Origin of the sequence: Oceaniferula marina, assembly GCF_013391475.1 — a bacterium.
GTDB classification, from domain to species: Bacteria; Verrucomicrobiota; Verrucomicrobiia; order Verrucomicrobiales; family Akkermansiaceae; genus Oceaniferula; species Oceaniferula marina.
Genome location: NZ_JACBAZ010000001.1, coordinates 485,361 through 497,356, shown reverse-complemented (window position 1 = coordinate 497,356; position 11,996 = coordinate 485,361). Strand labels below are relative to the sequence as shown.

The following is an 11,996-nucleotide window of genomic DNA, read 5'->3' as shown; positions in this document are numbered from 1 at the left end:
TTCGAGACTCCGAGCCAAGTTAAAAAAAAGGTGGTTCTTTGTTAGTTTCCGAACATGGCAAGGAAATAACCAGCGGCGAGGGCGCTACCGATGACCCCGGCTACGTTAGGTCCCATTGCATGCATGAGAAGGAAGTTTGACGGGTCGGCTTTTTGTCCTTCATCCTGGGATACCCTGGCGGCCATGGGCACTGCGGAAACTCCGGCGGATCCGATGAGAGGGTTGATTTTGTTCTTACTGAAGACGTTCATCAGCTTGGCCATGAGGACTCCGGAAGCTGTGGCGATACAGAAGGCGACAATACCGAGGGCGAGAATGCTCAAGGTTTGTCCGTTCAGGAACATGTGGGTTCCATCACTGGTGATACCTCCCATTTTCAGACCGACACAGAGACCGAGGAAGATGGTGATGATATTGATGATTTCGTTTTGGGCAGCTTTGACCAGACGTTCAGTCACCTTGCTTTCGCGAAGGACGTTGCCGAGGAAGAACATGGCGATGAGCGGAGCAGACGAAGGAAGCACGAGCAGGCAGAAGACCATGACAACAATGGCAAAGATCATTTTTTCGAGCTGGCTGACCTGGCGCAGTGTTTTCATTTTGATCTTACGTTCGCTTTCGCTGGTGAGAGCGCGCATGATTGGCGGTTGGATCATCGGAACCATGGCCATGTAACTGTAAGCGGCTACAGCGATGGCTCCGAGGAGCTCAGGTGCCAGGCTGTTTGCTACGAAAATCGAAGTAGGGCCGTCAGCTCCTCCGATAATGCCGATAGCGGCTGCTTGTTCGAGTTCGAATCCGAAGATCGGGGCGCAGAAGAAAGTGAAGAAAATGCCGAATTGGGCGGCAGCACCCAACAGAAGGGTGCGGGGGTTGGCAATCAGCGGACCAAAATCAGTAAGTGCTCCCACTCCCATAAAGATGAGAGGAGGGAAAATCTCCAGTTTGACCCCTTGGTTGAAGTAGTAGAAGAGGGTTCCATCTTTGAGATGTCCTGTGGCATCGTAGAGGTCGAGCGGGAGGTTTCCGATGAGGGCTCCCATGGCGATGGGCACCAAAAGAAGAGGTTCAAATTTTTTAACGATGGCAAGATAGAGGAGCGCCGTCACGACGACCCACATCACAATCATTTGCCATTCCAAATTGATAAAACCGGTTGCTTGCCAGAGTTCATTAAGTGCTTCCATGAGAAAAGAGTGTTAGTTTCGGATGAGTATCAACGGGGTGACCCTGGCCAGACTGCCAGGGTCAAAAAGGAGGTTTGAGGTCAGGAGTCGGATTATCCGAGGGTATACAGAGGTTGCCCTTCATCGACAGCGTCACCGACGTTGACGTGAATAGCGGTCACGGTGCCTGCACCCGGAGCGTTGATGGATGTATACATCTTCATGGCTTCGAGGGTGATGACGAGGTCGCCTTCATTGACGGAGGCTCCGGCTGCAACTTCGATGGCTTGTACGACTCCAGCCAGAGGGCTGACGACGTCTCCTTCCGCTGCTTTGGCAACGGGTGGTGCGGTCACTGGTGCGGCCGCGGCTGGCGCGGCAGCGGCTGGTGCGGCCGCGGCTGCTGCTTGGGCTGGGGCATCGTCATCGGTGACTTCAACAGTGACGTCATAGGTTTTTCCTTCTACGGTAATGCGGAGTTGTTTCATGATGGTTTAAATAGGATGATTGATTGGATTCTTCAGATGTCGGATGGATTTATCGGATATTGTGGGACGTATGGTGTTGGTGACGTCCGGCTTGACTCCAGGATGATTTTTGCGGTTTGATCGAAATGATGCGTTGTTTGTCTCCTGCCACGGCGGCTACGGCCGCCGCGATTACGGTCACCACTTCTGGTGAAATGCTGTCACTCGCCGGGCTGGCTGCTGCTGCGGGCTTTCTCACCGGCTTGGGGGCGGCGGGCTCGGGTTGATAGCGTTGCAGGATTTTACTTACCAGCGTGCACAGGCCGAGCAGTGCTGCCAAGGTTCCAAGAACGACAAAGAATCCGAGAAGGTGGGGGGCTGCATCTGCCAGGGATTTACTTTCACCGGCAGCGTTCGCGAGGAGATTGGGAATGACAGTCATCAGGTATGGAGTGTTAATAGATGATTAGATTATGATTAGAGTGGGATGTTACCGTGTTTTTTCGGTGGTCGGCTCTCACGTTTATCCATCATCTGACGGAATGCAAGGGCAAGTGTTGATCTGGACTGCGCCGGATCGATCACATCGGTGATCATACCATTACTTGCGGCTTGATAGGGGGAGGCGAATTTCTCGGAATAGGATGCGCGAAGTTCGGATTCCAGTTTTTCTGGATCTTCGGCTTCGGCGAGTTCTTTCCGATAGAGAACCTTCATGGCGCCTTGGGCACCCATCACGGCGATTTCGGCTGTTGGCCATGCAAAAACAAAGTCGGCACCGAGATCACTTGGACACATGGCAAGATAGGCTCCACCGTATGCTTTGCGGCAGATCAAGGTGATCTTTGGTACGGTTCCTGATGCCCAGGCAAAGAGCATCTTTGCTCCGTGACGGATGATGCCGCCTCGTTCCTGTGCTAGGCCTGGCATGAAGCCGGGGACGTCAACAAGCGAGAGGATCGGAATGGAGTAAATGTTGCACACCCGGATGAAACGGGCAGCTTTGTCGGAAGAATCGATGTCGATGCAACCAGCCTTCACCATGGGTTGGTTCGCAATGACGCCAATGATAAGGCCTTCAATACGAGCAAATCCAACCAGCATGTTTGGTGCAAAGTCAGGCATGATTTCAAACCAGCTTCCCGGGTCGACGATGCGGGCGATCACCTTCTGCATGTCCAGTGGTGTTTTGGAATCCGCTGGAATGAGGTCGTTGATCTCAGGGTCTTCGGTAATGGCAATCTCATCGTTCAGTTGATGAGGAGGCTCGGCTGCATTATTGGATGGCAGGTAGGAGAGCAGGCGCTTACTGAGATCGATTGCATGCTGGTCGTCTTCAGCAATCAAGTGGATGTTTCCGCTGACCTGGGCGTGTGCATCGGCGCTGGCGAACTGGTCAAGGGATGCCGTCTGACCGGTGGCTGCTTTAATGACGTCGGGGCCGCAGATGAACATGTTCGCATTCTTGCGGGTCATGATCAGGAAGTCGGTCAGGGCCGGTGAGTAGGCTGCACCACCGGCGCATGGACCGGAAATGACAGAAATCTGGGGCACCACTCCGGAGAGTAGCACATTGCGGAAGAAGACTTGACCGTATCCGGCGAGAGCTTCGATGCCTTCCTGAATCCGGGCTCCGCCCGAGTCGTTGATTCCGATGACCGGCATCCCTGCTTTCACAGCGTAGTCGAGCAAGTCACAGATTTTCTTGGCATGGATACGTCCTACGGCACCGCCACCGACGGTGAAGTCCTGGGCAAATGCGGCTGTTGGGCGGCCATCGACTGTTCCAGTGGCACAAACGACGCCGTCACCGGGCATCTTGCGTTTCTCCAGACCAAAGTTGGTGCAAGAGTGGTGGGCGTGCATACCGAACTCAATAAAGTCACCTCCGTCAAAAAAGGAGGTGAGACGTTCGCGGGCAGTCATTTGCCCTTTAGCATGACGTTTGTCGATGCGTTCCTGTCCTCCACCGAGGAGGGCTTCGTCCCTCCGGGCTTGGAGTTTATCCATGAGTTCTTTTTCGATGGCCATAATGATAGATTGTTGTGAATTAGAGTGTGATTACCGAATGGGGTTTACTTGGGCTGACAGAACTCGGTGAGAACACCGCCGGTGGATTTGGGATGGAGGAAGGCAATCAGTTTGTTGCCAGCACCATCGATCGGTGTTTCGTGGAGAACCCGGACACCGTTGTCCTTGGCTTGTGCCAGTTGGCTGATGACGTCATCGGTTCCAAAGGCAACGTGGTGGATGCCTTCACCGTTCTTCTCGATGAATTTTGCAATCGGGCTTTCAGGAGAGGTGGGCTCGAGTAGTTCAACGTGAACCTCGCCGACAGCAAAGAAGGCCGTTTTCACGTTTTGCGATTCTACTTCTTCCCGACCTTCACATTCGAGGCCGAGGACGTTTTCGTAGTATGGGATGGCATCATCCAGAGATTTGACGGCGATTCCTAAGTGGTCGATTTTCGTGATCATAATAGAAGATTGGGGTGTTTGATTTTGAGAGTTGGATCAGAGTGTGAAGAGCTTTCTTTCGAAGTGCGTGGCCAAGCTAGTCTGATTGTTGATAACTTGCTCTGCGAGTAGCGTCCGAGACTGCGCATATTTTGCGATTTTGGCTATTTTGTGCTTGTCTGGTCAAATTCTATGGAGAGTATGTGGGGTTAAGACTTAAGTTTAGAGGCTGATTTTCTATTGAGGCTTGTTATCCTCACAAGGATTTCTTCACATTGACTAGCACACTAGGTAGCCAGACGTGACTTGCCAAGCCAAAGCTTGCCTCGGGCTAAGCGTATTTTGACTTCAGGCTCCAGAGCCCTAGTGGGATGGGGGATGGCTAGAAAAAATTTGTGAGGTTTTTATCCCGTTCGGGAGGCTGCAGTCATTTTGGTCTTCTTTAATTACGGAATCCTCTCTGGACGCCTCCGAAGTTTCAGACAGGCAGCGGGGCAGCATTCATCGCCGAGTGATGACGTTTCATCAGGTGATGATCTGAGATGGCTGTGATCTCAGTTGATCCATTTCGATGATGGAGCAGGCGAGTGCCTGAGCCTCTTTACGATTATGTGTGATGTGCAAGGTGGTCACCGAGTGGTCAGAGATCGTTTGTTGCAAGGCGCTGAGCACTTCGTTGTGGGTTCCATCATCCAGACCGGTAAGCGCTTCGTCCAGACATAGGAGGTCGGGGCGTGAGGCTAGAGCTCTCCCGAGGGCGACCCGTTTGGCTTCCCCTCCTGAAAGTTTGGCCGGGTAGCGGTCGAGTAACTGCGTGAGTCCTAGTTGCTCGGCGAGTTCGTTGCAGCGGTTCCGGGTGTCCGTTTTGCTCCAACGTCGGATTTGAGGCCCGAAACTGAGATGCTGTCGGATCGTAAGATGCGGGAAGAGGGCGTTGTCCTGCGGGACAAGTGCGATGTTGCGGTCGCCGGGGCGCATATCGGTAATCGTTCTATCCGAAAGATGGATGGTGCCGGAGTCCACGTGGCGTAAGCCGCAGAGGGCCTCCATTAGGGTTGTTTTCCCGCTGCCGCTGGGGCCCATCAGTGAAAAACAAGCACCCGTCGGGACTTCAAAGGAAATGTTTTCCAGAGCGAAACTTCCGGCGTGGACTGCGAGTTGGTGGACCTTGAGCATGTTTGGATGGATTGGTCTTGGGCGAAGGGAGCTTTAGCGGCGGTCTCCAGCGAGCCTGACAGTGAGAATGGTAAGGATGGCCAGCGTGATCAGGACCAGGGAAATGGATGCAGCTCCCGCGAGGTTGCCGATATTGATTTCTAAAAACACAGAAGTGGCGAGGACCTCGGTTCTTCCGCGAGTGGCTCCGGCAAATACCAGGATGGGGCCAAATTCTCCAAGGGCACGGGCCCAGGCTAGCAGTCCGGCCGCAATGATCCCTTTATGGGCCTGAGGCAGGGTGACTTTCCAGAAGGCTTGGGATCGGTTGCAACCGAGCGTGAGCGCAATGTCTTCGGTGCGTGACGAAATCTGATCGAAGGTATTTTTCATGCTACGCACGGCGAAAGCGGCGGCAACGGTGAATTGGGCCAGAATGATGGCAGGGACGTGAAAGGTGATGGCAATGCCGTGTTGGTTGAGCCATTTTTCGAGAGAGTTGTCGGGGTCGGGTAGCCTGTTGAATAAAATCAACAGGCTGAGTCCAACAACGAGTGGGGGGAGGACGATGGGGATGTCGAACAGGGTGTCGACGAAGGTTTTGCCTTTGAAGGTGAAGCGCGAAAGACTGTATGCGATTGGGATGGCTGCAAAGAGCGAGAGGATGGCGGAAATGGTGCAGGTAAGAAAGGTGAGCTTCAATGAGCCGAGTGTGGCTTCACTGGTAAAGGCCTCGCGGATGGCTTCCGCATCGATGAAACTCGCATTGGCGACAAGCAAACTCAGGATGAGCACAAGGTATACCCCGGCAAAACCGAACAATCCGAGAAAAAACGGGATGTCGGATTTGACTCTCCGGTTTTTTTTATGCGGAGGGGTGGTCTGTGAATCGCTCATGTGTGCTTCGTGATTCTAGCGGTAATCTTTTGGACGTGAACAGGAATTTAACAAGGGATTTGTAGACGCTTGAGGAGGATCTTATGGATTTGCTGGTGTGTTACTCCGATTGTGAGTCTCTTTTTTCCAGGTGAAACCGAAATGTTTGAACCGTTGCTCGGCCTGTTTGTTGGAGAGGTATGCACCAAGCCTGCGCATCATTTGCGGGTGTTGGGCATTGACGGCAATCGCAAAAGGTTGGGTTGCAATGGCGTCAGTTCGATTCAAGGAAATGATGGAGCAATGTTTGGTGATGGCTTCGCTGGCTTTGGCATTGCTTCGATAGAGCAATGCGGCATCGAGGGCTCCGGCCTGCATCTGGGTAACAAGTTCATCGCCCTTGCTCGCAAGAATGATGATGTTTCCTGATGCTTCAAGTGGTTTGAGGTGGCTGGAGGCCTTGAGCATGTCGTGGGTTAGTTTGCCAAGGGCGCTTTTAACCGGATGGGCAACCCCTACCTTAAGGTTTGCTTTGTTTAGGTCGTCGAGGGTTCGGATGTTTTTCGGGTTACCTTTGGGCACGAGGAGGATGATTTCGTTTTGGGAGATCACCGTGCCGGGTTCAAAGCGGTCTTGGACTTGGTCCAGAAAAGTGACATCACAGGAAAAATAGAACTCGGGTTGTGCTCCGGCTTTCATTTGGGCGACCAAGGTTCCGCAGCCTTCGTAAACGGTCGAAATTCGGCAACCTTCACGTTGTTCAAATTCCCTTAAACCATCTTGGATTGCGGGCCTTAACATGGAACCTGAAAAGAGAAGGATCTCCGGCACGTCTTTCCATAGGTCTGCTTGTGGACTGACTTGGAACCCGTGTTGAGCAAAGGTTTTTAAGCCTCGATCTTTTGCGCTGAGGTAACGTGCGAAGTGAAGTGCGGCACTTGCCTCCTTGCTGGAGCGGAGGACCGCAATTTCCGCTACCCTTGGTTTGTTATGGAAGATGGGGATGGGGATGGTTTTGACTTTCGGGTTGTGGTTTGCAACCGCATCCCACGCTATCGTTGCGTCGACGCTGCCCAGAGCTACATCTTCGATGATGTTGTTCACTGTTGGTTTTGTCACGGTGACGTTTTTTTCAATGGCTGCGAGCAGTTGATGTTCACTGAGCACCTGACGCACATGTTTACCAATGGCTGCCGTTGAATCGGCAAAGGAGATACGAATACCTTCTTGAGTTAGATCATCCAAATCCTGAATATTCTGGTTGTCCTTTGCGACGACGAGCACTGCGGTCATACTCGCGGCAGGAATCGATTCCATGGTGAGATCCATCGATTCAGCCTGACGGATATACTCGTTGTTTGCCGGTAGATAGAGGTCTCCCGGGGCAATCTTGATTTGCGATAACAGGGCGCCCGACCCGTTGTAAATGACCTTGACGGTTCTGCCTGTTAGTTTGTGATAGTCTTCGATGATTTCTTCAACCGGACTCTGCAGGCCGGCGGCGCAGTAAAGCGTGAGGGATTTATCATCCGATGTTGTTTTTTGTGAGGGCCAGAGTGCCCAGAGGCAGATGGCCATTGTTCCGATGAGGAATGTGAAGAGTAAAGTAATCTTGTTCATGGAATGGTAACGGTGTTTTGTTCGTGTGTGTGTGTTCCACAGTGGGGGCATTCCGGGTTGCGGGTGAGTTTGATTTTTCTGAGTGTGGATTGTTGCGTTGAAAAATGCAGGAGCGTGTCGGTGTTTGCTGGAGCCATTCCTGTAAGTAGTTTGATTCCTTCCAGGACTCCCAATTGGGCAATTAAGGCTGAAACGGCACCAATCACAGGGAAACGCCGTTTCCATCCTGCAGGGGGAGTTGGAGTGATGCAGGCGAGACAGGTGCTTTGGTTGGGGCGGACAGCCAGAACCTGTCCTTCGAGGTTGAACATGGCACTGTCGACGAAGAGTTTGTTTTGGTGAATGGCTTCACGGTTCATGAGTAAGCGCTCATCAAAGAGAGGGGCGCAGGAAAAAACGATATCGGCTTGTTTTACCAGGGATTCGACGTTGGTTTCATTGATGTTGGATTCGACGGCCATGGTTTCAACCCGAGGGGTGAAACGCTCAATGGTGGCGGCTGCTTGTTTGGCTCGGTTTTTCCCCAAACCTTCATGGGTCATGAGAATTTGTCGGTTTAAGTCGTCGGGCCGCAGGGGGCCTCCATGAGCGAGAATGATTTTTCCGAACCCGGCTGCCGCCAGTGACTGGGCAAGCGGCCCCCCAAGGCCTCCGACTCGGGACACCAGTGCGGTGGTGTTGCGCAAGATTTGTTGGCCAGAGGCTCCGAGTCCGGGGACGTCAAGTTGCCATGAATAGATGGATTGGTCGGTGGGGTCGAGATGCATGGTGGTGATTCATCGAGAGTTGTGATGCATGACTTAGCCTCCTGCCATCGGGGGCATGAGTATCAGCTCTTTGGTGTTCGGCGGGATCAGGGTATTGAGGTCCCTGAGGTGGTTGTCATCGATTGCAACAAAGAGGCTTTGGCGCAATGAACCGTCACTGTGAAGGATGAGTTGTTGGGCTTCCTGAGGTAGGCGTTTGCAAATTTGCTGAATGAGGTCGGCGACGGTGGTTTCCTCAACCAGCGGGTAGTCGATAATGGGCGAGTTTGTCAGTGCTCCGAGTTGACCTTGTAGTAGGATGTGCATGGTTAAAATGGGGCTGAGTTAGAGTGAGGTGGGTTTAGGTAAGTGCCTGGCTCAGTTGACCTTGCTTCATTTGCAGTTGGCGGTCGGCCGCTTTCATAACCAAGGGGTCGTGGGTGGCAATGATCACAACATTTCCTTGTTCGGCGTAATTTTTGAGTGTGCTGATCAGCTTGTGGCTGTTGGCTTCGTCCAGATTGCCTGTGGGCTCATCAGCAATGATCGTTGATGGAGAGGTGAATAAAGCTCTGGCCAGAGCGACACGTTGTTGCTCACCCGAACTTAGGGCTGAAGGCAAGTGGTTCACCCGGTCTTGCAAAGAGAAGCTGGAAATTAAATCGAGGGCGCGTTGCTTCACTTCGTCGTCCGTCATGTTTAGTGCCAATGAGGGGGATTGAATGTTCTCGATGACGTTCAGATATGGCAGGAGTCGGAAATCTGGATAGATCATGCCGATGTGTTCGGCTCGGAATTGATTAAGTTTATTTGTGCTGAGTTTGTAGGGCTGGTTTTCTCCATAGTGGAGGGTGCCGCTGCTGGGATGTAACAGCCCTGCAAGTTGATAGAGCAGGGTGGATTTACCACTGCCGCTTCGGCCTGTAATCGCAATCAGTTCGCCTTGGTGAATTTGGAGTGTGACCTTGTCGACAGCCGTCACCCGGTGGTTTCCATTGTCGAAAACCTGAGTGATTTCTTTTGTGTTGATAGCATGCATTGATTGAGGAGGATTAATCTTGTTTTAAACTGATCAATGGGTCGTGACGGGCTGCCGTCAGGGTGGGTAACCATGCAGACAGGACCGTAAGGAGTGGTGCTAGCAGTGCCAAGTCCCAGTAGTGGTCAAGCGGGTAATCCAGCAGAAAAATGATGGTCAGAGTAATCAAAGTTCCCGAACATCCAATCAATGCAGCTCTACCAAGAAAGAGAGTAAAGATTTTGCTAGAGGGTATTCCCATCGATAGGAGGAGACCGATTTCTGGTCGGCGATCACGAACATTAAACAGGCAGAGAGTAAACAATCCAACAAGAGAAGCAATCAGGATGAGTGGTGTCAGCAAGGTGACAAAAGCTTGTCGGTCGCTGCGACCTTGTTTTCGGCTCGTGACGATGTTTTGACGAGTTCGTTCGGATTCCTCGCGGACTTTGTTTCTGGATTCGGCGCGGGCAAGGGCCTTGCTTTCAATTTCAATGACCTGGGTGTTGGGTAGGATGGTCTTAAGTTCCTTGCGGATTGTCCCCAGTCGATCAATGCTGGTGCAATTGCAGCCGAGGGCCAGGATGGCGTTGATTTTACCAGGAAGGTTCAGCATGTTCTGGGCCGATTTCAAAGGAATCCAGATGGTGATGTCATCAATCGTGCCACGTGGTGGATGAATTTGGTGAATGGTGAACGACTGCTGGTTGATCGTGATGGATTCCCGCACCTTGAGTTTGAATTGTTTTGCCAGCTCAGCTCCGATCACTGCGCTGCCTGGTGGCACGGGTTGCATGATCGGCTTGGTTGGATTCCGATGGGAGATAGGCACTTGTCCATCCACACCAATCAGCATGATTTCTGTGTTGTTTTCTTTCCAAAGAATACGGCGGGACAGCCTGGGGAGGAGGTGGTTGATGCTGACGATGGAAGAGTCGGCCAAGGTCTGGGCGTATGCTTCGGGCATGGTTTCCGAAGCGTAACCTTGGGCGTAAACTTCAGACAATTGTTGTGTCGCCGGATAGATATGCACATTGAACCCGAGCCCTTTCATGGTTTTGCGGATCTGGTCATTGAGCTTTTGGTTGGTTTCTTTTGTTTTTTGGTCAAGCTCTGCGAGTTGTTGTTCTGTTTTTAAGTCGTAGCTACGCATGGCTTCCATTGAGGCGACAAGACAAGTCAGGGCAATGGTAATGGTCAGAACTGAAATGCAGGCTCCGAGTATTCGGTGTCGGAGTTCTTTGAAAATGAGAGTGGTGATGCTCACGGTGTGTGATGAAATATATGGGCTGAGAATGGTTTTGTAAGAAAGGTCTTAAGATGCCTTCCTTTTGACTGCGAGTATGGAACAGAGGGTAATGATGGCAAACAGAGATGCCAGGGTGATCCAGATGGGGAATCTTTGATTTGCCGGTTCCTCGACCGCATGAATGACATTGGGTTGATCCTCGTTTCCTAGTTCGGCATCCTGTTTGGGAGCAGGTGATGATGTGTTCCCATGACTCTTTGTGAGGTCACCGACACCTGCAAGCGGTGGCAATTCTTTGTCGATGACGGCCAGACCGGAGGTGAGGTGAGAGGACCAGTTCTCATTGATGATGAGGTCGGCTCCTGGGTTTTGTTCTTTCACTTGGCAAGAACAGGCACCGCACAGGTATTGGCATCCACGCAGCAGGGTTTCCAAGCTTAGCATCGATGATGGCATGGCCGGAAGTTTACGCCCCCTGCCAAAGACCGGAATGACCAGCGGTTCGCTTTGAAGTGTGGCATGAGAGCCAGAGCTATGAATCAGTTGGGCTACGAAGGCTGCTTCCTCAGGGGTTTGGGTGTTAATGATGTGCGATGAGAAGGCTATTTTAAGAGGGATCTGAGATCGGAGCACATCCTCAAGATCCGTATCTTCATTGATTTTGTGTCTTTCCGCGGTGCCAATGATTCCCTCAGGAATGCTGATTTGCTTTTCAATCGTTCGCAAGTGGGTGTTTAATTCCGATTGGATTTCTTTTGCTTTGGCTTCCTGGTTGTTGTGGATGATGAGCCAGACGCAGGAGGAACCCTCCAGAAGACGGTCGACGATGTGGCGTCTGGCTGGAGAGTCGATCAAATGGTTTAAATTGACCTCGTTGAAGGCCGTATTGAGAATAGGTTTGGTTTGTCCGCTGCTTTGTTGCTCATTGTTCGGTCGGAACAATTGAAGTCTTGCTTCCTTTGCCGAGGTGTCAATTTCAGGGAGTTGCCAGAGCTGGGCTTCGGACAAGCGTGAGGTGTCGATGATGTTGAGCTTGAGATTGGTATGCTTGAGCTTTTGTTGGAACTCTTTGACCCATTCGGTTTGCGGTTTGTCGAGTGCTCCGGGGCTCGTGAGAAATAGTTGATAGGTATCGGATTCCCAGCGTTCCAGGGCGTAGCGAAACACAGGAACCTGACAAGCCCATGCGTATGGGCTTAGGATTGCGGTCAGAAAAAGCAGGCGTAGGGTGGTGTTCCACATG

General features: G+C 52.0%; 13 protein-coding genes. All 13 read right to left on the bottom strand.

The window, feature by feature from the left end:
- Positions 1-41: 41 nt before the first annotated feature.
- Positions 42-1,187 (bottom strand): sodium ion-translocating decarboxylase subunit beta, encoded by a 1,146-nt coding sequence (locus tag HW115_RS02035; protein WP_178930909.1) that lies wholly within the window; start codon positions 1,185-1,187, stop codon positions 42-44.
- Positions 1,188-1,279: 92 nt separating this feature from the next.
- Positions 1,280-1,654, bottom strand: a complete 375-nt coding sequence (locus HW115_RS02030; protein WP_178930908.1) for a biotin/lipoyl-containing protein — start codon at positions 1,652-1,654, stop codon at positions 1,280-1,282.
- A gap of 49 nt (positions 1,655-1,703) precedes the next feature.
- On the bottom strand, positions 1,704-2,075 hold the full coding sequence (locus tag HW115_RS02025) for an OadG family transporter subunit (RefSeq protein WP_178930907.1): 372 nt from the start codon (positions 2,073-2,075) through the stop codon (positions 1,704-1,706).
- 35 nt (positions 2,076-2,110) lie between these two features.
- Positions 2,111-3,664: an acyl-CoA carboxylase subunit beta gene (locus HW115_RS02020; RefSeq protein WP_178930906.1), complete on the bottom strand. Its 1,554-nt coding sequence runs from the start codon at positions 3,662-3,664 to the stop codon at positions 2,111-2,113.
- Between the two features lie 44 nt (positions 3,665-3,708).
- Positions 3,709-4,110: a methylmalonyl-CoA epimerase gene (gene mce / locus HW115_RS02015; RefSeq protein ID WP_178930905.1), complete on the bottom strand. Its 402-nt coding sequence runs from the start codon at positions 4,108-4,110 to the stop codon at positions 3,709-3,711.
- 504 nt (positions 4,111-4,614) lie between these two features.
- Positions 4,615-5,265 carry an ABC transporter ATP-binding protein gene (locus tag HW115_RS02010; protein ID WP_178930904.1) on the bottom strand — a complete coding sequence of 217 codons (651 nt, stop codon included), beginning with the start codon at positions 5,263-5,265 and terminating at the stop codon, positions 4,615-4,617.
- Between the two features lie 33 nt (positions 5,266-5,298).
- Positions 5,299-6,141, bottom strand: a complete 843-nt coding sequence (locus HW115_RS02005; RefSeq protein ID WP_178930903.1) for an ABC transporter permease — start codon at positions 6,139-6,141, stop codon at positions 5,299-5,301.
- A gap of 81 nt (positions 6,142-6,222) precedes the next feature.
- Entirely contained in the window at positions 6,223-7,740 is a 1,518-nt protein-coding gene (modA, locus tag HW115_RS02000; protein ID WP_178930902.1) for a molybdate ABC transporter substrate-binding protein, read from the bottom strand.
- Positions 7,737-8,507: a HesA/MoeB/ThiF family protein gene (locus HW115_RS01995; RefSeq protein ID WP_178930901.1), complete on the bottom strand. Its 771-nt coding sequence runs from the start codon at positions 8,505-8,507 to the stop codon at positions 7,737-7,739. Before HW115_RS01995 ends, modA begins: the two co-directional genes overlap by 4 nt.
- Positions 8,508-8,540: 33 nt before the next feature.
- Complete coding sequence (locus HW115_RS01990; RefSeq protein WP_178930900.1) at positions 8,541-8,813, bottom strand: MoaD/ThiS family protein; 273 nt, start codon at positions 8,811-8,813, stop codon at positions 8,541-8,543.
- Between the two features lie 34 nt (positions 8,814-8,847).
- On the bottom strand, positions 8,848-9,525 hold the full coding sequence (locus tag HW115_RS01985) for an ABC transporter ATP-binding protein (RefSeq protein WP_178930899.1): 678 nt from the start codon (positions 9,523-9,525) through the stop codon (positions 8,848-8,850).
- A gap of 13 nt (positions 9,526-9,538) precedes the next feature.
- A complete protein-coding gene (locus tag HW115_RS01980; RefSeq protein WP_178930898.1) occupies positions 9,539-10,771 on the bottom strand; it encodes an ABC transporter permease in 1,233 nt (410 codons plus the stop codon).
- A gap of 48 nt (positions 10,772-10,819) precedes the next feature.
- Positions 10,820-11,995, bottom strand: coding sequence for a hypothetical protein (locus HW115_RS01975; RefSeq protein WP_178930897.1), 1,176 nt, complete (start codon positions 11,993-11,995; stop codon positions 10,820-10,822).
- Between the last annotated feature and the right edge of the window lies 1 nt (position 11,996).